Consider the following 21,602-nt stretch of genomic DNA (forward strand, 5'->3'; position numbering starts at 1 on the left):
GCCTACTCGTCGAAGCGGGCGGAGCGGCCGGGCAGCGGCGCGTCGGCGCTCCAGCCGGCGCCCCGGACGGCGGGCTCGGACTCGGACTCCTCCCGCTCGACGCCGAGGAGGCTCCGGGTCAGCTCGGCCCCGGCCGCCAGCATCTCGTCGAGCGCGGTCGCCAGGTCGGCGTCCTCCGCGGGGCGGGCCTCGATCGCCGCGGCGAGCACCACTCGGCGCATCAGCTCCTTCGCGAAGGACGCGGTCGTGCCGGCAGCCCGGTCCGCGGCGCGCTCCACCGCGTGCGGCGAGAGCGGCAGCCGCGCCGCGTACAGCGCGAACAGCCGCCGCCGCGCCGCAGCGTCCGGACGCGGGATCTCGACGGCCAGGTCGACGCGGCCGGGTCGCTGCGCGAGCGCCTCCTCGAGCACGTCGACCCGGTTCGTCGTCATCAGGAAGGTGACGTCGGCGTCCCCGTCGATGCCGTCGAGGGCATCGAGCACGGCGAACAGCAGCGGCTGCGGCCCGAAGTGCCCGCGATCCATCGCGACGAGGTCGATGTCCTCCAGCACGACCATCGCGGGCTGCAGGCCGCGGGCGAGGTCGGTCGCCTCGCCGATGTAGCGGATCGCGGGACCGGTGAGCAGCACGACGGTCACCCCCTCCGCGGCACCGATGAGATGCCGCACGGTCAGCGTCTTGCCGGTACCGGGCGGCCCGTAGAGCAGGACGCCCCGCTTCAGGTGCTGCCCGGCCCCCAGCAGGGCGTCGCGGTGCTCCGCGATCCCGAGCACGTGCCGGCGCACCGTGGGGAGCACGCCCGGCGCGAGCACCACGTCGTCCTCGGCGACGGGCTCGCGCTCCACGAACACCGACTCGCCGTCCTCGCCGAACCCGCCCGAGGCGACGAGCGTCAGCACCTGCCCGCGGAGGACGCTGCGCTCGTGCATGAGGCGGCGGGCCGCGGCGAGCAGGCGCTCGCCGACGCCGTCGGCCGCCAGCACCTCGACGAGCGCCTGCTCGCGCCCGACCTGCCGGTTCGCGACACGCTGGAGCACGGCGACCGGTTCTCCCTCGAACACGAGGAGGCGCAGACCGAAGGCGACGACGCGACGGCGCTCGTGCGGCCCGGAGGGGACGAGCGCGTGGTCGACCGCACCCGGCTCGTACCGTGCCCAGCCGTTCGCGAGCATCGCGGCGAACTCCTCGTGCTGCCGGTTGCCGCCCCGCACGCCGAGCAGCGCGCCCCCGGCGCCGAGCTCGGTCAGCGCGAGGTCGAGGTCGACGATCCGGTGCTGCGGGACCGGCTCGGCGACGACGGGGAGGGTGATCGGATCCACCCCCAGGTGCGCCCGCACGCGCTCGCCGAGCGGCGTGAGCGGCCCCTGCTGCTCCTCGTACCGGTTCGCGACGTCGACGATCCGCTTCAGCGCGGCGAGCAGCTCCGGGTCCCCGTCCACCTGCTCATCCTGGTCCGCTCGCCGCGGCTCCGCGAGATCTCCGTGGACCGACGAACCCAGCGCTCAGCGGGTGATCTCGAAGGAGTCCGCGTCGATCGGGTCGACCGGCTCGGCGTCGACGTCCGCGACCCGGGCGGCGCGCGGGCCCTGCTCCAGCCAGTGCGCGAAGTCGTCCATGCGCGCCCGCTCGCCCTGGGCGACGATCTCGACCGCGCCGTCGGTGCGGTTCCGCACGCGGCCGACCAGCCCGAGCCGCTCCGCCTCGCCCTGCGCCGCCCAGCGGAAGCCGACCCCCTGCACCTCGCCCGTCACCGTGTAGCGCCTCGCGATCGTCATGCCCGCACGGTACCGAGGCGACCCGGTTACGGTGCCGGGATGGCGGAGGGGCTGGAGCGGTTCGAGGCGGCGCAGGACGAGGGCGGCACGTACGAGCGGGCGATGGCGGAGGTGGCGGCGGGCGCCAAGCGCGGCCACTGGATGTGGTTCGTCTACCCGCAGCTCGCCGGGCTCGGGCAGAGCCCGACGGCGCGCTTCTACGCGATCCGCGACGAGGCGGAGGCGCGCGCCCTCCTCGCGCACCCGGTGCTCGGCCCGCGCCTCAGGCGTGCGATGCGGACGGCGGCCGACGCCCCGGCGCGGAGCGCTGAGGCGCTGCTCGGCGGCATCGACGCCGTGAAGCTGCGGTCCTCCGCGACCCTCTTCGGCCGGGTCGCGCCCGAGGAGCCCGTCTTCGGCGAGGTGCTGGACCGCTGGTACGGCGGCGAGGAGGACCGGGCGACGCTCGCGCTGCTCTGACGCCGGCGCCGCTGTCGCGCCGACGTGTTCCCGGATCGTGACCGGGTCCGCACCCCGGCGTCCGGGGAGCCCCGTACGCTCCGGCACGCCGCCCGTCACGGGCCGGCGGGGGAGGAGCGCATGCGCAGGCCGGTCGTCGTCGTGGTCGCCGCCGTCACCGCGGTCGCCCTGGTCGCCGCGGCCGCGATCGCGTCCGGCGTGCTGCTCGCCGCCAGGGCGCCCGGGGCCGCGCCGTCCGCCTCGGTCGCCGCGCCGTCGGCCTGGCCGGCGCCGGCCGCGATCGACTGGGGCCGCTGCGACGACCAGGACCTCCGCGCCGCCGGGGCCGAGTGCGCCTCGGTGCGCGTGCCGCTCGACTGGTCGTCGCCGCGGGACGGCCGCACCATCCGGCTCGCCGTCTCCCGCGTCCGGCACACGCGCACGCCGTACGAGGGCGTGATGCTCGCGAACCCGGGCGGCCCCGGCGGCAGCGGGCTCGGGCTCGCGACGCGCGGTGCCGCCGTGCCGCGGGGCGTGGGCGACCGGTACGACTGGATCGGGTTCGACCCGCGCGGGGTCGGCGCGTCCGAGCCGCGCCTCAGCTGCGTCCCCGACTACGCCGACGGGCCGCGCCCCGCGTACGACCCCGACCTCGGCGACCGGGTGATCGCGCAGTGGCGGAAGCGGTCGGAGGACTACGCGTCGGCGTGCGGGCGCCGCGGCGGCGACCTGCTGCAGCACATGACGACCGAGGACTCCGCGAACGACATGGAGTACCTGCGGATCGCGCTCCGCGTCCCGGCCATCAGCTTCTACGGGTACTCGTACGGGACCTACCTCGGCCAGGTCTACGCGACGCTGTTCCCGGACCGGGTGAAGCGGATGGTGCTCGACTCGAACGTCGATCCGTCGGAGGTCTGGTACCGGGCGAACCTGTCGCAGGACCTCGCGTTCCAGACGGCCCTCGAGGCGTGGTTCGACTGGCTCGCGCGGTACGACTCCCGCTACGGGCTCGGCGGCACCCGCGCGGCGGTCGAGTCGAGCTACCGCGACCTGCAGCGGCGTCTGGCGGCCGATCCGGCCGACGGCGTCTTCGGCTCCGCGGAGCTCGCCGACACGCTGCTCTACGCCGGCTACTCGCAGAGCCTCTGGCCCGACCTCGGCACGGCGTTCGCGCAGGCCGCCCGGGGCGACACCGGGCTCGCGCAGCGCTACTGGCGGGCGCTGAACGAGACGACCGACGACAACGGCTACGCCGTCTACCTCGCCGTCGAGTGCACCGACGCGTCCTGGCCGGGCGACTGGTCGACCTGGGAGCGGGACACCCGGCGGGTCGACGAGAAGGCGCCGTTCGGCACCTGGCTGAACACCTGGTTCAACCTGCCGTGCCGCACCTGGCCGGTGAAGGCCGGGACCCCCGTGGAGGTCGACGGGAAGGACGTGCCCCCGATCCTGCTGATCGGCGAGACGCTCGACGCCGCGACGCCCTTCAGCGGCAGCCTCGCGGTGCGCGCCCGCTTCCCCGCCGCCCGGCTGCTCGCGGAGCCCGGCGGCACCTCGCACGCCGAGTCCCTGAACGGCAACGCCTGCGTCGACGGCGCCGTGGCCGACTACCTCGCCGACGGCTCGCTCCCGGACCGGGCCGCGGGCGACGGGCCCGACCTCACCTGCGCCCCGCTCCCGGTGCCGACGCCCTGATCCCGGCGACTCCCGGACAGCGTCAGGCTGCGGCTCCTACGGTGCCGGGAAGGGCGGGTGAGTGCCCGCCCGCGAGGGGAGTCGACGATGACGGACACGCTGCGCGCACGCCTCACCGATGCCGTGAGGCGGCAGGGCGGCTGGAGCACGCTGTACCTGGACCTGTCCGGGGACCGCGAGAACCCGGAGGGGCTGGCGGAGTCCCGCCGCCGCTCGGCCCTCGACCGGCTGAGAGCGGCGGGCGCCGACGAGGCGACGCTGCGGGCGCTCGACGGCGCGCTCGGGGAGCCGACCGGGCTGCCGAGCCCGTTCACGCGCTACCTGATCGCCCGCGAGGGCGCGGTCGTGGTCGACGAGCCGATCCCCGGGCCCGCCGCGGGTCCCGAGACCCTCGACGTCGGCGAGCTGCCGAGCGTCGCGCCGCTGATCCGGGCGGGCGTGGACGAGTTCGCGTACCTGGTGGTGCAGGTGACGCGCGACGGCGGCGACATCGCCGTGCACCGGACCGGCGCCTTCTTCCCCGAGCTGGAGACGACGCTGACCGGCCGCACCGACACGCTGCACAAGGCGGCGTCGGGCGGGTGGTCGCAGCAGAACCACCACGAGCACGTCGAGGAGCTCTGGAAGCAGACGCAGGGCGAGCTGTCCGCCGAGGTCGACCGGCTCGTGCAGGAGGTGCGGCCGCGCCTCGTCGTGGTGGCCGGCGACGTCCGGGCGCGCGGGCTGCTGCTCGACGCGCTGGGGGAGCGGAGCCGGGCCCTCGCGGTGGAGCTGAAGAAGGACACGCGCTCCGACGGCGCGGACGCCGCGGTGCTGTCGGCGTTCGTCGCCGAGCAGGTCGCGGCCGTCGAGCAGCGCGACCGGCACGACGCGGTCGACCTGCTGCGGACCCGTCTCGGCCGCGAGCGCCCCGCGGCGACCCGCGGCCTGGCCGCGGTCGTGGAGGCCCTCCGGCAGGCGCAGGCGGACACGGTCTTCGTCGACGTGGGCGCGCTGGCGGACGAGCGCCTGCTCGCCCTCGGCGACGTGCCGTGGCTGGCGGCCGAGCCGGGGGACGCGGGCACCGCGCCGGTGATCGGCGAGGTCGGCGCGCTCGACGCCGTGGTGCGCGCGGCGCTGCTGACGGACGCCCGCATCCTGCTCGCCCCCGCGGGCGAGCTCGGCGCACCCGCCGCGGCGCTGCTGCGCTGGCCGGCGGACCAGCCCGCGCCGGTCTGACGCCTTCGACGACGAAGGGGCCGCGCTGCTGCGCGGCCCCTTCGATCCGTGTCCGAGGGGGGACTTGAACCCCCACGCCCGATAAAGGGCACTAGCACCTCAAGCTAGCGCGTCTGCCATTCCGCCACCCGGACCGGTGCGACGCCGTGAGGCGCCGGACGGAGACGTTACCAGTCGCGCGGCCTCCTCGTCGGCCGACGCTCGGGCGCGACGCGGAAGACTCCTGCCGTGCCCCGCGAACAGACCCCCTACGCCGCCGACGCCGACCGCTACGGCCCGATGCCCTACCGCCGGACGGGCCGGTCCGGGCTGCTGCTGCCCGCGATCTCGCTGGGCCTCTGGCACAACTTCGGCGACGTGGACCCGCTGGAGCGGCAGCGCGCGGTGCTCCGCCGCGCCTTCGACTCCGGCGTCACCCACTTCGACCTCGCGAACAACTACGGGCCGCCCTACGGCAGCGCGGAGACCAACTTCGGCCGGATCTTCGCCGAGGACTTCCGGCCGTACCGGGACGAGCTCGTCATCTCGACGAAGGCCGGCTACGACATGTGGCCCGGCCCCTACGGCGACCACGGCAGCCGCAAGTACCTGCTGGCGAGCCTCGACCAGTCGCTGGAGCGGATGGGCCTCGACTACGTCGACGTCTTCTACTCCCACCGGGCGGACCCCGACACGCCGCTCGAGGAGACCATGGGCGCGCTCGCGACCGCCGTGCAGTCCGGCCGGGCGCTCTACGCCGGGATCTCGAGCTACTCGCCGGACCGCACGCGGCAGGCGAAGGCGATCCTCGCCGACCTCGGCGTCCCGCTGCTGATCCACCAGCCCTCCTACTCGATGCTGAACCGCTGGATCGAGGACGGGCTGCTCGACACGGCGGGCGAGCTCGGCGTGGGCGTGATCGCGTTCTCGCCGCTCGCGCAGGGGCTGCTCACGGACCGCTACCTGCGCGGCGTGCCCGATGAGTCGCGGGCGGCGCGCGACGCCGACATGGCCTCGACGGTGACCGAGGAGGCGCTCGTCCACGTCCGGGCGCTCAACGCCATCGCGGCGGACCGCGGGCAGTCGCTCGCCCAGATGGCGCTGTCGTGGGTGCTGCGCGACGAGCGGGTCACGAGCGCGCTGATCGGCGCCTCGAGCGTCCGGCAGCTGGACGACAACCTCGCGGCGGTGCGGAACCTCGCCTTCTCCGACGACGAGCTGCAGGCGATCGACGAGCACGCGATCGCGGACGGGATCGACCGCTGGCAGCGCTCGAGCGCGGTCTGAGCGCAGAGGCTCCGTCGCCACCCGTGCCGGGGTCGCAGCCGCGGGCTAGCGTGGGCGGGTGACGGAGCTCAGCCGCACGGCGGCGATCGCGCAGGACCTGATCCGCTTCCCCTCGGTGAACTGGGGCGAGGGGAGGAGCGACGGGGAGGCGGAGGCCGCCGGCTACGTCGAGGCGGTGCTGCAGCGCATGGGCCTCGAGCCGCGCCTGTTCGAGGCGGCGCCGGGGCGCGTCTCGGTCGTCGCCCGGGTCGAGGGGGAGTCCCGCGGGCCGGGCCTCGTCGTGCACGGCCACCTCGACGTCGTCCCGGCGGACGCGACGAGCTGGAGCGTCGACCCGTTCGCGGGCGAGGTCCGCGACGGGCTGCTCTGGGGCCGCGGCGCGGTCGACATGAAGGACATGGACGCGATGGTGCTCGCGTCGCTCGAGTCGATCCTCGGCGCGGGCCGCCGGCCCGCCCGGGACCTCGTCGTCGCGTTCTTCGCCGACGAGGAGGCCGGCGGCGACTTCGGCTCCCACCACGTGGTCGACCACCACCCGGAGCTGTTCGAGGGGGCGACGGAGGCGATCAGCGAGGTCGGCGGGTACTCCGTCAGCCTCGGCGGCCGGCGCGCCTACCTGCTGCAGACGGGGGAGAAGGCGCTGGTCTGGGTCCGGCTCACCGCCCGCGGGCCGGCCGCGCACGGCTCCCGGCTGATCCGCGACAACGCGGTCGTGCGGCTCGCGGAGGCGGTCGCCGCGCTCGGGCGCGAGGACTGGCCGGTCCGCATGACGACGACGACCGAGAGCCTGATCGGGCGGCTCGGCCGGATGCTCGGCGTCGACCCCCGGGCCGCGGGCCCCGACGCAGTCGCGCTCGCGACCGGCTCGGCCGCGGGGTTCCTGCTCGCGACGCTCCGCACGACGACGAACCCGACGGTGCTGCAGGCCGGCTACAAGCACAACGTGATCCCGGACACGGCGACCGCGCTCGTCGACATCCGGACCCTGCCCGGCGAGGAGGAGGCGGTGCTCGCCCGGGTGCGCGAGCTGATCGGCCCCGACATCGAGCTCGAGACCGTGCACGCCGACATCGGCCTCGAGAACCCGTTCGACGGCGCGCTCGTGGACAAGGTGGTCGCGCTGCTCGGGGAGCACGACCCCGGGGCCCCCGTGCTGCCGTACCTGCTGTCCGGCGGCACCGACAACAAGGCGCTGTCCAAGCTCGGGATCACGGGCTACGGCTTCGCCCCGCTGCAGCTGCCGCCCGAGCTGGACTTCCCCGCCATGTTCCACGGGGTGGACGAGCGCGTGCCGCTGTCCTCACTCGACTTCGGCACCCGGGTGCTGACCGACCTGCTGCGCACGTACTGAGGCGACCCGCGGCGCGGCCCCCGATCGGGGGACGGGTGCGCCGCTAGCCTTCCGCGGGCAGGTGACGACCCCCTGCCCGGCTGGAGCGGTGCATGGGGATGATCGAGGCGATCGTGCTGGGGCTGATCCAGGGGCTCACCGAGTTCCTCCCCGTCAGCTCGAGCGCGCACCTCCGGATCGCCGGCATCTTCCTCGAGGGCGGACGGGACCCGGGCGCGGCCTTCACCGCGATCATCCAGCTCGGCACCGAGACGGCGGTGCTCGTCTACTTCTGGAAGGACATCGTCCGCATCGTGCGGGCGTTCTTCCTGGGCCTGTCCAAGAAGGCGGGCCCGGACGGGCAGCCGCTCGTGCCGCGCATGGACCAGGACTACCGGATGGGCTGGCTGATCATCATCGGCTCGCTGCCGATCGTGATCCTCGGCCTGCTGCTCCAGAACCTGATCGAGACCTCGTTCCGCTCCCTCTGGATCGTCGCGACGACCCTGATCGTGTTCGGCATCCTGCTCGGCATCGCGGACCGCATCGGCGCGAAGCGGAAGACGATCGAGTCCCTGACCACGCGCGACGGCATCATCTTCGGCTTCGCGCAGGCCCTCGCGCTGATCCCGGGCGTCTCCCGGTCCGGCGGCACGATCGGGGCGGGGCTCGTGCTCGGCTACACGCGCGCCGCGGCCGCCCGCTACTCGTTCCTGCTCGCGGTGCCCGCCGTGTTCGGCTCGGGGCTGTTCGAGCTGGTGAAGGTGGTCCGCGAGCCGGGCCCGGAGGTGTTCACCGGCCTCGAGACCCTCGCGGCGACGGTGGTCGCGTTCGGCGTCGGCCTCGTCGTCATCGCGTTCTTCCTGCGCTACCTGAACCGCGGCTCGTTCCTGCCCTTCGTGGCCTACCGAATCCTCCTCGGCGTCCTGCTCTACGGCCTCCTGCTCTCGGGCCTCGTCCAGCCGTAGGCGCGTGGGATCCGGTGCCCGCCCGTCGGATCCGGTGATCTCAGGCCGCCGATGAGGGCACCGGACCCGACCGAGCGGCACCGAAGCCGACCCGAGCGGCGCATCCGCTCCTCCCCAGGGGCGGAGGACGGTGGTGCGACGCACAGGAGGCCGATGCGCCGGTCGCCCGGGCTGCCCCCGAGCCATGCTCGCGCCGTGCAGCGCTTCTGGACCACCGCTCAGCTCCTGGCGCTCGGACGGACCGAGCGCCAGCTGCGCGCCGCCGTGGAGGCCGGTGCGGTCAGACCGGTCCGCAAGGGCCTCGTCACCCTGCCCGACACCCCGGAGCAGGTCGTCCGCGCCGCGCGCGTCGGCGGCGTCCTCACCGGCCCGTCGGCGACCAGGGCCCTCGGGATCTGGACCCCGCCGGATGCTGCCGGCACCGAGCGTCTGCCGCGGGACGCTGATGCGAACGAGGCTGCCCGGCTGCACGTGGCGGCGGCACGACGGGACCACCGTCTCCGCGACCCCGACGACGCGACGCGCCTGCTCCGCGGGCGGACCGACGTCGTGGTGCACCGCGAGCCGGGAGAGTCCCTCGCAGCCGCGAGGCGCACGGGAATCGCGCCGATCCTGATGGTGCTGCGGCACGTCCTCCTCGCGCTCGAGCCGGCGTGGGCGGTGGCCGTCCTCGACTCGGCGCTGCAGCAGCGGCACCTGCGCGAGCGGGACCTCCCGGCGCTGATGGCCTCGCTGCCGCCGCGGCTGGGCGTGGTCGTCGCGGCAGTCGACGGCAGGGCCGAGTCCGGCCTCGAGAGCATCGTCCGGGTGCTGCTCCGCGCTGCGGGGCTGCGCGTGGACGTCCTCGTGCACCTGCCCGGCATCGGCGTCGTCGACCTGCTCGTGGAGGGACGGCTCGTCATCGAGCTCGACGGGCGGGCGTGGCACGACGATCCGCAGGCGTTCGCCCGCGACCGGAGGCGCGACCTCGTCGCGGCCGCCGAGCGCTACCGCGTCCTCCGCTTCACCTGGTCGCAGGTGCTCTTCCAGTGGCCCGAGGTCGAGCGGGCGGTGTTCGCCGCGCTCGCCGACTGATCCCGTCGGATTCGGCGCCGTCTCGTCGGATCCGGTGCATCAGAAGGTGCTTCGAGGTACACCGCACCCGACGCACGGAGGCCATATCCGACGTGCAGGCCGCGATCAGTCGCCGGGGCGCCAGGGCGGGGGCTGCTCGCCGCGGCCCGGGCCGTCGCCGCGGCGCAGGTAGCGCTCGAACTCGCGCGCGATCGACTCGCCGGAGGCCTCGGGGGAGTCGATCGTGTCCCGCGCCTTCTCGAGCTGCTCGATGTAGGCGGCCATGTCCTCGTCCTCGCCGGCCAGCTGGTCGATGCCGGTCTCCCAGGCCTCGGCCTCGGTCTCGAGGTCGCCGCGCGGCACGTCGACGCCGAGCACGGCCTCCAGGCGCTCGACGAGGGCGAGGGTCGCCTTCGGCGAGGGCGCGTTGTGCACGTAGTGGGGGACGGACGCCCAGATGGAGACCGTAGGGATGCCGACGCGGGCGGCCGCGTCCGAGATGACGGAGAGGATGCCGACCGGCCCCTCGTAGGAGCTGCGCTCGAGGTCGAGCTCGGACCGCACCTCCGCGTCCTCGCTCGAGGCGAAGGTGGAGATCGGCCGGGTGTGCGGCACGTCCGCGAGCATCGCGCCGAGCATCACGATGCCCTCGACGTCGGCGACCAGCGCGCTGTCGATGATCTCGCCGACGAAGGCCTTCCAGCTGCGGGACGGCTCGACGCCGAGCAGCACGTACAGGTCGTCGCGGTCGATCCGCGGCGAGGGCTCCTCGCCCTCCGGCACGATCCCGCGGCCGCGGCGGTGCGACACCGGGCCGTACATCGTCGCGCCCGGCCAGGTCAGCGACTTCTCGCCGTGCTCGTCGACCCCGACCGTCGGCCGGTTGAACTGGTAGTCCATGTACAGCTCGGGGTCGATCTCGAGCACGGGGGTCAGCGGCAGCGCGTCCCGCACCATCCGGACCGCGTTCGTCGCCGCCTCGCCGGCGTCGTTCCAGCCCTCGAAGGCCACGACCATGACGCGCCCGCGCTGGAACCGCTTCGACTCTGCCAACCGCACCGCTTCCGTCTCGTCAGGACCGGCGTCCGGCCGGTCCGATCCACCCTAGGCGGCGGCGGGTCGGGCCCGCGGGGGTGTTCGCTGTGCGCGTGGCTAGGCTCGGCCGGTGCCCGTTCCGAAGCTGCCCGCCGCCGTGCTCTGGGACATGGACGGCACCCTCGTCGACACCGAGCCCTTCTGGTTCGAGGCCGAGACCGAGCTGATGCGCCGGTTCGGCCGCACCTGGACGCACGACCAGGCGCGCGCGCTCGTCGGCATGGGGCTCGGCGACGGGGCGCGCGTGCTGCAGGAGCACGGCGTCGCGATGCCGGTCGACGAGATCGTGCAGTGGCAGACCGACCACGTCAGCGCGCACCTCGAGCACGAGATCCCGTGGCGGCCGGGTGCGCTCGCGCTGCTCGCCGCGGTCCGCGACGCCGGGGTGCCGACCGCGCTCGTCACGATGTCGGTGCGCCGGATGGCGCAGGCCGTCGTCGCCGCGGTCCCGTTCGGCGGGTTCGACGCGCTCGTCGCCGGCGACGACGTCGAGCGGCCGAAGCCGGCGCCCGACCCCTACCTGCGCGCGGCGGAGCTGCTGGGGGTGCGGATCGAGGAGTGCGTGGCGATCGAGGACAGTCCGCCCGGGCTCGCCTCCGCGGTCGCCGCGGGTGCGGCGGCGATCGGCGTGCCGCACATGGCGTCGCTGCCCGACGGCGACGCCTGGCGGCTCTGGCCGACGCTCGAGGGCCGCGGCGTCGAGGACCTCGCCGAGGTCGCCGCCCAGCTGCGAGGCGCGCCAGCGTGACCGGCGTCTTCGCGCCCGGCGACCGCGTCCAGCTGACCGGGCACAAGGGCCGCCGCAACACGATCACGCTCGCGCCCGACGGCGTCTTCCACACCCACCGCGGCACGCTGCCCCACGCCGCGCTGATCGGCCTGCCCGACGGCTCCGTGGTCGAGGGCTCGGACGGCACGCGCTACCTCGCGCTGAAGCCGCTGCTCACCGACTACGTCATGTCGATGCCGCGCGGCGCCGCGATCGTCTACCCGAAGGACGCGGGCCAGATCCTGCAGGCCGCGGACGTGAGCCTCGGCCAGCGCGTCGTCGAGGCGGGGGTCGGCAGCGGCGCCCTCACGCTCTGGCTGCTGCGCGCGGTCGGGCCCGCGGGCTCCGTGCACTCGGTCGAGCGGCGGCAGGAGTTCGCGGACGTCGCCGCGGACAACGTCGCCGGCTTCTTCGGCGCCCGTCCCGAGCGCTGGTCGCTCACCGTCGGCGACCTCGCCGAGGTGCTCGACGCGGGCCGGCCCGGCGCCTACGACCGCGTGGTGCTCGACATGCTCGCGCCCTGGGAGACGGTGCCCGCGGTGACGCGCGCCCTCGAGCCGGGCGGCGTCGTCGTCGCCTACATCGCGACCGTCCCGCAGGTCTCGCGCACCGTCGAGGCGCTGCGCGACGCGGACGTGTTCACCGAGCCGCTGACCACCGAGACGCTGATCCGCGGCTGGCACGTCGACGGCCTCGCGGTGCGACCGGACCACCGGATGGTCGCCCACACCGGCTTCCTCGTCACGGCGCGACGGCTGGCGGACGGCGTCGTCGCCCCGCGCACGTCCCGCCGCGCGCCGAAGGAGTTCAGCGACGAGGACGTCGAGCTGTGGACGCCGGGCGCGGTGGGGGACCGGGAGCAGAGCCCGAAGCGGCTGCGGAAGACCGCCCGGCGCGCGGCCGAGATCGCGGCCGCGCGCGGGGTCGGGCCGGACGGCACGGGGGCCTGATCTGGCAGGATCGTCAGCCGTGCGCCCGACCCCGTCCCGCCTCGTCGCGTCCGCCGCGGCGGTCCTCATGACCGCGGTCGCGCTGACGGGCTGCTCCGCGGGCTCCGACGACGGCTGCCGCCCGCTCGCGGCCTCCGGGCCCGCGTCGGACTCCGTGACGGTGCAGGGCGCGTTCGGCGCGAAGCCGACGGTCTCCTTCCCGAGCCCGATGCACGTGGACCGCACGCAGGTCACCACGAACATCGCCGGCCGGGGAGAGCCGATCGACCCGCAGCAGCAGGTCGTCGCCGACGTCACGTTCCTCGACGGGACGACCGGGCAGGCGGTGACCGCGACCGAGTACACGGGCGACGCCGCGGCGGCCCGCTTCGTGGTCGGCTCCGTCGGCGTCCCCGGCCTCCGGAAGGCGCTCGTCTGCGCCCGCGAGGGCGAGCGCCTCACCGCCGTCATGCCGCCCGGGCAGGGCATCCCCGCCGCGTCGCGCCCGGAGGGGCTCACCGCCTCCGACTCGCTCGTCGCGGTGGTCGACGTGCGCCGCGCCTACCTCGCGCGGGCGGACGGGACGCCGCAGGTCATGGCCGGCGGCCTGCCCGCCGTCGTGCTGGCCGCCGACGGGCGCCCCGGCGTGACGCTCCCGCAGGGGGCGCCGCCGAAGTCGCTGCAGGTCGCGCTGCTGCGCGCGGGCGACGGCCCGGTGGTCCGCCGCGGCGAGGACGCGGTCGTGCAGTACACGGGCGTGGTCTGGAAGCCGGGCGACCCGGCCGACGGGGAGGTGTTCGACTCCAGCTGGGCGAACGGCGCCCCCGTCACGCTGCCGGTCTCGGACGGGCAGATCATCCCGGGCCTCGCGAAGGCGCTCGCGGGCCAGCGGGTGGGCAGCCAGGTGCTCGCCGTCATCCCGCCGGCGCAGGGGTACGGGGACCAGGCGACCGGGAAGATCCCCGCGGGCGCCACCCTCGTCTTCGTCGTCGACCTGCTGGGGAAGGCCTGACCCCGCCCGTGGCCCAGCCCGTCTCGAACGAGGAGCGCCTCTTCAGCCTGGTGCTCGCCCTGCTCACCACCGAGCAGGGGCTGACGAAGGCGGAGATCCTGGAGTCGGTGCAGGGCTACCGCCAGCGCTACCGGCGAGGCGGTGACAACGCGAGCCTCGAGCGGCAGTTCGAGCGCGACAAGGAGGACGTGCGCGACCTCGGCGTGCCGCTCGAGTCGATCGAGCTGCCGCAGGAGAAGGGCGCCGTCCAGTTCACCCGGTACCGGATCCCGAAGGGCGAGTACGACCTGCCGGCGGACGTCGCGTTCACGCCGAAGGAGCTCGCGCTGCTGCAGCTCGCCGCGCTCGCGTGGCGGGAGGGCTCGCTGTCGGGGGAGTCGCGCCGGGCGCTGCTGAAGCTCCGGTCGCTCGGGATCGACACGGAGGCGCCGCTGATCGGCTTCGCGCCGCGCCTCCGCGCCCGCGACGCCGCCTTCGACCCGCTGCGCTCCGCGATCGAGCGGCGGCGCGAGGTGCGGTTCGGCTACCTGAAGCCGGGGGAGCAGCGGGTACGGGAGCGACGGCTGCGGCCCGCCGCCCTCGTGCAGTTCGGCGGCCGGTGGCACGTCCACGGCGAGGACGTCGGCGCGGGCGCCCGGCGCACCTTCCTGCTCAGCCGCGTCGTCGGCGCGGTGGCGGAGACCGGGGAGGGCTTCGACCCGTTCCCCGGCGACCCGGCCGAGGAGGCGCGGCAGGCCCTGCGCGACGTGCTCGCGGCGAACCGGGCGGTGCTCGAGGTCGAGGACGGCACGGACGCCGCCGCCCGGCTCGGCAGCCGCGGCGAGCAGGACGGGGACGGGCGCACCGTCCTGCACTACACGGACGAGGCGCTGTTCGCCGACGAGCTCGCGGCCTTCGGGCCGGAGGTGCGGGTGCTCGAGCCCGCGACGCTCCGCGACGCGGTGCGCGAGCGGCTGCGACGCACGGCGGCCGACCACGGCGGGGCGGAGGACGGCGATGGCTGACGCGCAGCCGATGCGGGTGCAGGACCGCCTCACCTTCCTGCTGGCGCTCGTGCCCTACCTGCTCGACAACGACGGCGTGCCGGTCGCGCAGGCCGCGGCGCACTTCGGCGTGGGAGAGCAGCGGATCCGCGACGCGGTCGCCCTGATCGCCGTGTCCGGGGTGCCCGGCGAGACGAAGACGTACCAGCCGAACGACCTGTTCGACATCGACTGGGACCGCTTCCTGCAGGACGACGAGATCGCGATCACGCAGCAGATCGCGATCGACGACTCGCCGCGGTTCTCCGCCCGCGAGGCCGCCGCGCTGATCGCGGGCCTGCAGTACGTCTCGGCGCTGCCGGAGAACGCCGACCGGGAGGCCGTCGCGACGCTCACCGCCAAGCTGCAGCGCGCGGCGAGCGGGGCCCCGGCGCCGGTCGCCGTCGAGGGCGAGGCGGACCGGCGGCTCGGCACCGTGCGCGACGCCACCGCCGCGGGCGCGGTGCTCGTGTTCGACTACGTGAGCGGCCGCGGCGCCCGCGAGGAGCGCTCCGTCGAGCCGCTGCGCGTCGAGTCCGTCGACGAGTCCTGGTACCTGCGCGGCTGGGACCGCTCGCGGCGCGCGCTCCGCACCTTCCGGCTCGACCGCATGGGCGACGTGCGGGTCGACGCGGACGCGACGACCGAGCGCCCGGACGACCTGACGCTGCCCGACCGCATCTTCCAGCCCTCCAAGCAGGACCTGCAGGTCCTCATCGAGGTCGCCGACGGCGCCCTGCCGCTGCTCGCCGACTACCTGGGGGACCGGCCGCAGACGGAGCCGGGCTCGCGCCGCGGCCGCGTGCGCACCCGGCTCCGCATCGCCCACCTCGAGGGGCTGCAGCGACTCGTCGCCCAGCGCGCCGGCCTCGTGGAGGTCGTCGGCCCACCCGAGGCGCGCCGCGCCGTGCGGGACTGGGCGCGGGCCGGGCTGGACCGCTACGGGGCCTGACCCGCATCACGAGCAGGCCACGAAGTGCGGCGCGGGACCCACGCAGCGCCCGATCCCTGCCTACACTGCCTGCACAGGATGATCGGATCCTCCGATCTGAACGGCGATGTCGCCGGAACGGAGTAGCTCATGGGTGGTCTCTTCCAGGGTCTGACCGGCTTTCACCTCATCATCGTGGTCGCCGTCGTGCTCGTCCTCTTCGGTGCGTCCAAGCTGCCGATCTTCGCCAAGGGCCTCGGCCAGTCGATCAAGATCTTCCGCAAGGAGATCAACGACGTGAAGGACGACATGAAGGACGAGCGCCGTGACGCCGGCAAGGCGGAGACCGAGCGCGAGGTCGTCTACACGAACGAGCCGCCGGCGGGGACGCAGACGCGTCGTTCGCCCGACGAGCGCTGACCGCCACCGCGCCCCGCTCAGCGCGGGGCAAGGACCGCAACGACGAACGGCGGATGCCGCTGATCGAGCACCTGCTCGAGCTGCGGCGCCGGCTGATGTGGGCGGCGCTCGCCGTGCTGGTGGGTGCGGTCGCGGGCTGGTTCGTGTCCGAGTGGGTCCTGAACCTGCTCGCGCTCCCGCTGCGGAGCGTGGGCGACGGCGAGGGCCGGCTCGCGTCGCTGAACTTCCCGAGCATCACGAGCGCCTTCGACGTGCGGCTCGAGATCGCGATCGTCACCGGGATCGTGCTGACGAGCCCGGTGTGGCTCTACCAGATCTTCGCCTTCCTGACGCCCGCGTTCACGCGCCAAGAGAAGAAGTACGTCTTCGGCTTCTTCTTCAGCGCCGTCCCGCTGTTCCTCGCGGGCTGCGCCGCGGGCTTCCTCGTGATCCCGCACATCGTGTCGCTGATGGTCAGCCTCGCCGTCGGAGGCGCCTCGCTGATCGACGCGAAGAGCTACCTCGACTTCGCGCTGCGGCTGATGCTCGCGATCGGCGTCGCGTTCGTGCTGCCGGTGTTCCTCGTGCTGCTCAACTTCGCGGGGGTGCTGACGGGCAAGGCGATCCTGAAGGCGTGGCGGGTCGCGGTGCTCGTGATCACGCTCTTCACCGCGATCGCGACGCCGTCCGCCGACGTCGTCTCGATGATCCTGCTCGCGATCCCGATGATCGCGCTCTACTTCGCGGCGGTGGGCGTGACGCTCACGCACGACCGTCGACTGGCGAAGCGGAACGCAGCGACCCTCGAGGACGCGGGTAGCCTGTAGGGGTGGTGCCCGGGCCGGTGGATCCGTCGGCCGGGGCGGCGGTGCTGTCGCCCGCGGAGCGGTACGCCGCGTCCCGGCGGCGCACCGCCCATCCCGCGGTCGAGGCCTTCCGACGGACCCTCGCCTTCGAGCTCGACCCGTTTCAGGTCGAGGGCTGCATCGCGCTGGAGGACGGCGACAGCGTCCTGGTGGCGGCGCCGACCGGCGCGGGCAAGACGATCGTCGCGGAGTTCGCCGTCTGGCTCGCGATGGCGAGCCCGCGGGACAAGGTCTTCTACACGGCGCCGATGAAGGCGCTGTCGAACCAGAAGTACGGCGAGCTGGTCGAGCTGTACGGCTCGGAGCAGGTGGGCCTGCTCACGGGCGACACCGCGGTCAACCCCCGCGCCCGCGTGGTCGTGATGACGACCGAGGTGCTGCGGAACATGCTCTACGCGGGCAGCGACCTGCTCGACGACCTGGCGTACGTCGTGATGGACGAGGTGCACTACCTCGCCGACCGCTTCCGCGGCGCGGTCTGGGAGGAGGTGATCATCCACCTGTCCCAGCAGGTGCGACTGGTCAGCCTGTCCGCGACCGTGTCCAACGCGGAGGAGTTCGGCGCCTGGCTGCAGGCGGTCCGCGGCGAGACGCGGGTCGTCGTCTCCGAGGAGCGCCCGGTGCCGCTCGAGCAGCACGTGCTGATGCGCTCGAAGCTCGTGGACCTGTTCGACGCGACGCAGGCCGCCAGCGGCGGCGCCGCCCGGGTGAACCCCGAGCTGGCGCAGATGGCGCGCTCGGGCGGCCGCACCCTGTCGACGCGCCAGCTGCAGGACGTGGGCCGTCGCCACTCGCGGGGCGGGAACCCCCGGGGCTACGGCATGCCGCGCAGCGAGATCGTGGGGATGCTCGACGAGCACCACCTGCTGCCGGCGATCTTCTTCGTGTTCAGCCGCGCCGGGTGCGACGCCGCCGTGCGGCAGGCGATGCGGGACGGCGTCCGGCTGACGGAGTCGTGGGAGCGCGAGGAGATCCGGGCCGTCGTGGACGACCGCTGCCGCACGCTGCTCGACGAGGACCTCGGGGTGCTCGGCTACTGGGACTGGCTCGAGGGCCTGGAGCGGGGCGTCGCCGCGCACCACGCGGGGCTGCTGCCCGCGTTCAAGGAGGTCGTGGAGGAGCTGTTCCAGCGCAAGCTGGTGAAGGTCGTCTTCGCGACCGAGACGCTGGCGCTCGGCATCAACATGCCCGCGCGCACGGTCGTGCTCGAGAAGCTCGAGAAGTTCAACGGCGAGGCCCGGGTGCCGATCACACCGGGGGAGTACACGCAGCTGACCGGCCGGGCGGGCCGTCGCGGCATCGACGTCGAGGGCCACAGCGTCATCTGCTGGCAGGAGGGCCTCGATCCGCAGGCGATCGCCTCCCTCGCCTCCCGCCGCTCCTACCCCCTGAACTCCTCGTTCCGGCCGACCTACAACATGGCGGTCAACCTGATCGAGCGGTTCGGCCGCGACCGGACGCGCTCGATCCTCGAGTCGTCGTTCGCGCAGTTCCAGGCCGACCGCGCCGTCGTCGATCTGACGCGGAAGGTGCGGCAGCAGGAGGAGTCGCTCGCCGGCTACGAGCGGGCGATGCGCGACGACACGGGCCGCTCTGGCGACGTCGTCGAGTACGCGACGATCCGGCGCGAGATCAGCGACCTCGAGAAGGCGGGCAAGCGCCCGGGCGACCGGTCGGCGAAGGCGCGCGAGCGGCAGCAGCAGGACCTCGCCGACCTGCGCCGCCGCATGCGCGCGCACCCCGCGCACACCTCGCCGCGGCGCGAGGAGCTGTCGCGCTGGGCGGAGCGCTGGTGGCGGCTGAAGCGACAGACCGAGTCGGTGCAGCACCAGATCGCGACCCGCACCGGCGCTGTCGCGCGCGTCTTCGACCGCGTGGTCGAGGTGCTGCTCGCGGAGGACTACCTGCGCGTCGGGGAGGACGGCACGCCCGCGCTGACCGTGCACGGGCGGGCGCTCGCCCGCATCTACGGCGAGCGCGACCTGCTGCTCGCCGAGAGCCTGCGACGGCGGGTGTGGGACGGCCTCGACGTGCCGGCCTTCGCCGCGCTGGCGACCGTGTTCGTGTTCGAGGCGCGGCGGGAGGAGGGACCGGCGGACGAGCGGTTCCTCCCGCGCGGCCCGTTCCGCGACGCCTGGCACCGGCTCGAGGGGCTGTGGGAGCGCCTCGACGACCTGGAGCGGCGCCACCGCCTGCCGGGCTCCACGCCGCCGTCGACCGGTCTCGTCGGCGGGATGCACCGGTGGGCGCGCGGCGGCGGCCTCGACGCGGTGCTCCGCGAGGCCGACCTGCAGGCCGGCGACTTCGTGCGCTGGACGAAGCAGGTGATCGACCTGCTCGACCAGATCGTGCAGGTGTCCGAGGGCCGCACGGCCCGCACCGCCCAGCAGGCGATCGACGCGATCCGCCGCGGCATCGTGAGCTACTCCAGTGTCGGCTGACCTGCTGGTGCGGCCCGCGCCCACCGGCCGGCGCCCGCGCCGCTCCGCCCGGCCGCACCTCGCGCTGCCGCTGCCGGTCGCGCTGCTCGTCGCGGCCGCCGCCGGGCTCGTCTACCGCTGGGCGTTCCCCGCGCCGAACGTCTGGGTCCTCGCCTTCGTCGGCGTGGGCGGCGTGCTGGTCGCGCTGCGGGGGAGGGGGTTCTGGAGCGGGGCGCTGACCGGCTTCGTCTTCGGCCTCGCCTTCTGGCTGACGCTGATCGACTGGCTCACCCTCTTCCTCGGGCCGATCCCGCTCCTCGCCCTCGGCGTCCTCCAGGCGCTGCTCGTGGCCGCCGGCGCGGGCCTCATCGCGCTCGCGTACCGGGCGGTCCCGCTGCTCTGGCCGGACCGCTGGGGCCGGCTCGTGCTCGTCCCGCTCGTCGTCGCGGCGGCGTGGACGTCGCGCGAGGTCGTCGCCGGCACCTGGCCCTACGGCGGCTTCGCGTGGGGCCGCTTCTCCCTCAGCCAGTCGACGAGCCCCTTCGCGCCGCTCGCCGCCTGGTTCGGGCTGTCCGGGCTGTCCTTCCTGCTCGTGTGGCTCACCGCGGTCGGCGTCGCCCTGATCACCGAGCCGCGGCGCGACTTCGCGGCGCTCAAGCCGGACCGCGCCGCCTCGGTGCTGCCGCGCCTGCTGGTCGCCGCGCTGCTGCCCGCGGTGGTGCTGCTCGGCATCCCGTCGTTCCCGATCAGCGTCACGGGCTTCATGCGGATCGCCGCGGTGCAGCCGGACACGCACGCCGGCTACTTCGATCCGAAGAACGATCCGCAGCAGAACCTGGAGGCGACGGTCCGCGCGACCGGCGCCGCGGTCGGGCAGGGCGTCGACCTCGTGGTGTGGCCGGAGGGCGCGGCGATGTTCGACCCGTTCCGCGACCCCGGGGTGCAGCAGCAGCTCGAGGTCGTGGCGCGCGGGGTCGGCGCCCCGCTGCTGACCGGTGCGATCACCGAGCGGGACGGCGTCGACTACAACACCAGCCTGCTCTGGGTCGCCGGCGCCGGCATCGTCGAGTGGTACGACAAGGTGCACCCGGTCCCGTTCGCGGAGTACGTGCCCGATCGCGCGTTCTGGACGCCGTTCGCGCCGTCGCTGCTCGCGATGATCGGCCGCGACTACGCGATCGGGCAGCGCTCGCCGGTGATCGACGTCGGGCGGGCGAAGGTCGGGGTGGACATCTGCTTCGACATCGTGGACGACGGGCTGATCCTCGGCTCCGTGCAGGACGGGGCGCAGCTGCTCGTCGGCCAGACGAACAACGCGGACTTCGGCGAGACCGACGAGCACGACCAGCAGCTCGCGATCGCGCGGCTGCGGGCGATCGAGACGGGCCGGGCGATGGTGACCGCCTCCACGGTCGCCTCGACGACGGCGATCGCTCCGGACGGGTCGACCATCGCCGCCTCGAAGCCCTTCACCCCGCAGACGGTGATCGCCGAGGTGCCGCTCGCGAACGGGATCACGCCGGCGGTCGCGTTCGGCGTCGCCCTCGGCGCGACGATCGCCCTGCTCGGCGCGCTGCTGCCGCTCATCGCGTCGCTGCTCGCCCGGCCGCTCGCCCGCCGCGGTGCCTGAGGGCGACTCCGTCTTCCGGCTCGCCGCCCGGCTCCGCGCCGCGCTCGACGGCGGGGTGCTCGCCGCGGGGGAGCTGCGGGTGCCGCAGCACGCCCGCGCCGACCTCTCGGGCCGCACGCTCACCGCCCACGAGACGCACGGCAAGCACCTGCTGCAGCGCTTCTCGGGCGGCCTGACGCTCCACACCCACCTGCGGCTCGACGGGTCGTGGACCGTGACGCGTCCGGGCCGCGCGGTGCCGGCGCGGGTGCGGCCGGACGTCCGGGTGCGGCTCGCGCTCGTCGACGGGCCGACCGCGTGGGGGATCTCGCTGCCGATCGTGCAGCTGCTCGCGACCCGCGACGAGGCCGAGGCGGTGGGCTTCCTCGGGCCGGATCCGCTCCGCGACGACTGGGACGAGGCGGAGGCGGTGCGGCGGGTCGGCAGCGACCCGCGACGCCCCGTGCTCGAGGCCATCCGCGACCAGCGGAACCTCGCCGGGCTCGGCAACCTCTGGGTCAACGAGGTCTGCTTCCTCCGCGGCGTGCATCCGGACGCCCCGGTCGCCGACGTCGACGTCGAGCCGCTGGTGCGGCTCGCGGCCCGCGCGCTGCGGCACAGCGCGACGACCCCCGAGGCCTACCAGGTCACGACCGGCGACCGGCGGCGCGGCGAGCAGCACTGGGTGGTGGGCCGCGCGAGCCGCCCCTGCAAGCGCTGCGGCACGCTCGTCGTCGGCCGCGGCCGGCACCCCGGCCGCACCTACTGGTGCCCCCGCTGCCAGCCCCGCTGACCGGGACCGGC

20 protein-coding genes and 1 tRNA gene are annotated in these 21,602 nt (G+C 74.7%); 17 read left to right on the forward strand and 4 right to left on the reverse strand.

What is annotated here, in order from left to right; translation table 11 throughout:
* Nucleotides 1-2: 2 nt before the first annotated feature.
* Both ACFSBI_RS13595 and ACFSBI_RS13600 read right to left on the reverse strand, forming a co-directional pair.
* Nucleotides 3-1,439 (reverse strand): AAA family ATPase, encoded by a 1,437-nt coding sequence (locus ACFSBI_RS13595; RefSeq protein WP_377935810.1) that lies wholly within the window; start codon nucleotides 1,437-1,439, stop codon nucleotides 3-5.
* Nucleotides 1,440-1,502: 63 nt separating this feature from the next.
* Nucleotides 1,503-1,775 carry an acylphosphatase gene (locus ACFSBI_RS13600; RefSeq protein ID WP_377935812.1) on the reverse strand — a complete coding sequence of 91 codons (273 nt, stop codon included), beginning with the start codon at nucleotides 1,773-1,775 and terminating at the stop codon, nucleotides 1,503-1,505.
* A 39-nt stretch (nucleotides 1,776-1,814) separates the two neighbouring features.
* Here ACFSBI_RS13600 and ACFSBI_RS13605 point away from each other — a divergent pair, with 39 nt between their 5' ends.
* The 3 genes from ACFSBI_RS13605 (at nucleotide 1,815) to ACFSBI_RS13615 (ending at nucleotide 5,129) form a co-directional block, all read left to right on the forward strand.
* Nucleotides 1,815-2,234: a DUF1810 domain-containing protein gene (locus tag ACFSBI_RS13605; RefSeq protein WP_377935814.1), complete on the forward strand. Its 420-nt coding sequence runs from the start codon at nucleotides 1,815-1,817 to the stop codon at nucleotides 2,232-2,234.
* Nucleotides 2,235-2,354: 120 nt separating this feature from the next.
* Nucleotides 2,355-3,911: an alpha/beta hydrolase gene (locus ACFSBI_RS13610; protein ID WP_377935816.1), complete on the forward strand. Its 1,557-nt coding sequence runs from the start codon at nucleotides 2,355-2,357 to the stop codon at nucleotides 3,909-3,911.
* Between the two features lie 87 nt (nucleotides 3,912-3,998).
* Nucleotides 3,999-5,129 carry a baeRF2 domain-containing protein gene (locus tag ACFSBI_RS13615; protein ID WP_377935818.1) on the forward strand — a complete coding sequence of 377 codons (1,131 nt, stop codon included), beginning with the start codon at nucleotides 3,999-4,001 and terminating at the stop codon, nucleotides 5,127-5,129.
* A gap of 49 nt (nucleotides 5,130-5,178) precedes the next feature.
* On the opposite strand, the gene ACFSBI_RS13620 is transcribed toward ACFSBI_RS13615, so the two are convergent.
* Nucleotides 5,179-5,263: transfer RNA gene (locus ACFSBI_RS13620), tRNA-Leu, on the reverse strand.
* A gap of 94 nt (nucleotides 5,264-5,357) precedes the next feature.
* Between ACFSBI_RS13620 and mgrA the strand changes: the two genes are divergently transcribed.
* The 4 genes from mgrA (at nucleotide 5,358) to ACFSBI_RS13640 (ending at nucleotide 9,767) form a co-directional block, all read left to right on the forward strand.
* On the forward strand, nucleotides 5,358-6,395 hold the full coding sequence (mgrA, locus tag ACFSBI_RS13625) for an L-glyceraldehyde 3-phosphate reductase (protein WP_377935820.1): 1,038 nt from the start codon (nucleotides 5,358-5,360) through the stop codon (nucleotides 6,393-6,395).
* A 58-nt stretch (nucleotides 6,396-6,453) separates the two neighbouring features.
* A complete protein-coding gene (locus ACFSBI_RS13630) occupies nucleotides 6,454-7,746 on the forward strand; it encodes a M20/M25/M40 family metallo-hydrolase (RefSeq protein ID WP_377935822.1) in 1,293 nt (430 codons plus the stop codon).
* Nucleotides 7,747-7,838: 92 nt separating this feature from the next.
* Nucleotides 7,839-8,693 carry an undecaprenyl-diphosphate phosphatase gene (locus ACFSBI_RS13635; RefSeq protein WP_377935824.1) on the forward strand — a complete coding sequence of 285 codons (855 nt, stop codon included), beginning with the start codon at nucleotides 7,839-7,841 and terminating at the stop codon, nucleotides 8,691-8,693.
* Nucleotides 8,694-8,888: 195 nt separating this feature from the next.
* The gene (locus tag ACFSBI_RS13640; protein WP_377935826.1) at nucleotides 8,889-9,767 is read left to right on the forward strand and encodes an endonuclease domain-containing protein; all 879 of its coding nucleotides are present in this window, start codon (nucleotides 8,889-8,891) and stop codon (nucleotides 9,765-9,767) included.
* A 105-nt stretch (nucleotides 9,768-9,872) separates the two neighbouring features.
* Here the strand turns inward: ACFSBI_RS13640 and ACFSBI_RS13645 are convergent, their stop codons facing one another.
* A complete protein-coding gene (locus ACFSBI_RS13645; protein WP_377935889.1) occupies nucleotides 9,873-10,799 on the reverse strand; it encodes a PAC2 family protein in 927 nt (308 codons plus the stop codon).
* Between the two features lie 112 nt (nucleotides 10,800-10,911).
* Between ACFSBI_RS13645 and ACFSBI_RS13650 the strand changes: the two genes are divergently transcribed.
* The 10 genes from ACFSBI_RS13650 (at nucleotide 10,912) to ACFSBI_RS13695 (ending at nucleotide 21,591) form a co-directional block, all read left to right on the forward strand.
* Complete coding sequence (locus ACFSBI_RS13650) at nucleotides 10,912-11,589, forward strand: HAD family hydrolase (RefSeq protein ID WP_377935827.1); 678 nt, start codon at nucleotides 10,912-10,914, stop codon at nucleotides 11,587-11,589.
* Complete coding sequence (locus tag ACFSBI_RS13655) at nucleotides 11,586-12,560, forward strand: tRNA (adenine-N1)-methyltransferase (RefSeq protein ID WP_377935829.1); 975 nt, start codon at nucleotides 11,586-11,588, stop codon at nucleotides 12,558-12,560. The genes ACFSBI_RS13650 and ACFSBI_RS13655 overlap by 4 nt, the downstream gene beginning before the upstream one ends.
* Nucleotides 12,561-12,579: 19 nt before the next feature.
* On the forward strand, nucleotides 12,580-13,551 hold the full coding sequence (locus ACFSBI_RS13660) for an FKBP-type peptidyl-prolyl cis-trans isomerase (protein WP_377935831.1): 972 nt from the start codon (nucleotides 12,580-12,582) through the stop codon (nucleotides 13,549-13,551).
* An 8-nt stretch (nucleotides 13,552-13,559) separates the two neighbouring features.
* Nucleotides 13,560-14,555 carry a helix-turn-helix transcriptional regulator gene (locus ACFSBI_RS13665; protein ID WP_377935833.1) on the forward strand — a complete coding sequence of 332 codons (996 nt, stop codon included), beginning with the start codon at nucleotides 13,560-13,562 and terminating at the stop codon, nucleotides 14,553-14,555.
* Nucleotides 14,548-15,525 carry a helix-turn-helix transcriptional regulator gene (locus ACFSBI_RS13670; protein WP_377935835.1) on the forward strand — a complete coding sequence of 326 codons (978 nt, stop codon included), beginning with the start codon at nucleotides 14,548-14,550 and terminating at the stop codon, nucleotides 15,523-15,525. Before ACFSBI_RS13665 ends, ACFSBI_RS13670 begins: the two co-directional genes overlap by 8 nt.
* 129 nt (nucleotides 15,526-15,654) lie before the next feature.
* Complete coding sequence (locus ACFSBI_RS13675) at nucleotides 15,655-15,924, forward strand: Sec-independent protein translocase subunit TatA/TatB (protein WP_377935837.1); 270 nt, start codon at nucleotides 15,655-15,657, stop codon at nucleotides 15,922-15,924.
* 53 nt (nucleotides 15,925-15,977) lie between these two features.
* The gene (tatC, locus tag ACFSBI_RS13680; protein ID WP_377935838.1) at nucleotides 15,978-16,730 is read left to right on the forward strand and encodes a twin-arginine translocase subunit TatC; all 753 of its coding nucleotides are present in this window, start codon (nucleotides 15,978-15,980) and stop codon (nucleotides 16,728-16,730) included.
* Nucleotides 16,731-16,732: 2 nt separating this feature from the next.
* Nucleotides 16,733-19,210 carry a DEAD/DEAH box helicase gene (locus tag ACFSBI_RS13685; protein ID WP_377935840.1) on the forward strand — a complete coding sequence of 826 codons (2,478 nt, stop codon included), beginning with the start codon at nucleotides 16,733-16,735 and terminating at the stop codon, nucleotides 19,208-19,210.
* On the forward strand, nucleotides 19,200-20,819 hold the full coding sequence (gene lnt / locus ACFSBI_RS13690; protein WP_377935841.1) for an apolipoprotein N-acyltransferase: 1,620 nt from the start codon (nucleotides 19,200-19,202) through the stop codon (nucleotides 20,817-20,819). Before ACFSBI_RS13685 ends, lnt begins: the two co-directional genes overlap by 11 nt.
* A complete protein-coding gene (locus tag ACFSBI_RS13695; protein WP_377935843.1) occupies nucleotides 20,812-21,591 on the forward strand; it encodes a DNA-formamidopyrimidine glycosylase family protein in 780 nt (259 codons plus the stop codon). The genes lnt and ACFSBI_RS13695 overlap by 8 nt, the downstream gene beginning before the upstream one ends.
* Nucleotides 21,592-21,602 lie beyond the last annotated feature (11 nt).

Origin of the sequence: Amnibacterium endophyticum, assembly GCF_042680685.1 — a bacterium.
Taxonomy (GTDB): Bacteria; Actinomycetota; Actinomycetes; order Actinomycetales; family Microbacteriaceae; genus Amnibacterium; species Amnibacterium endophyticum.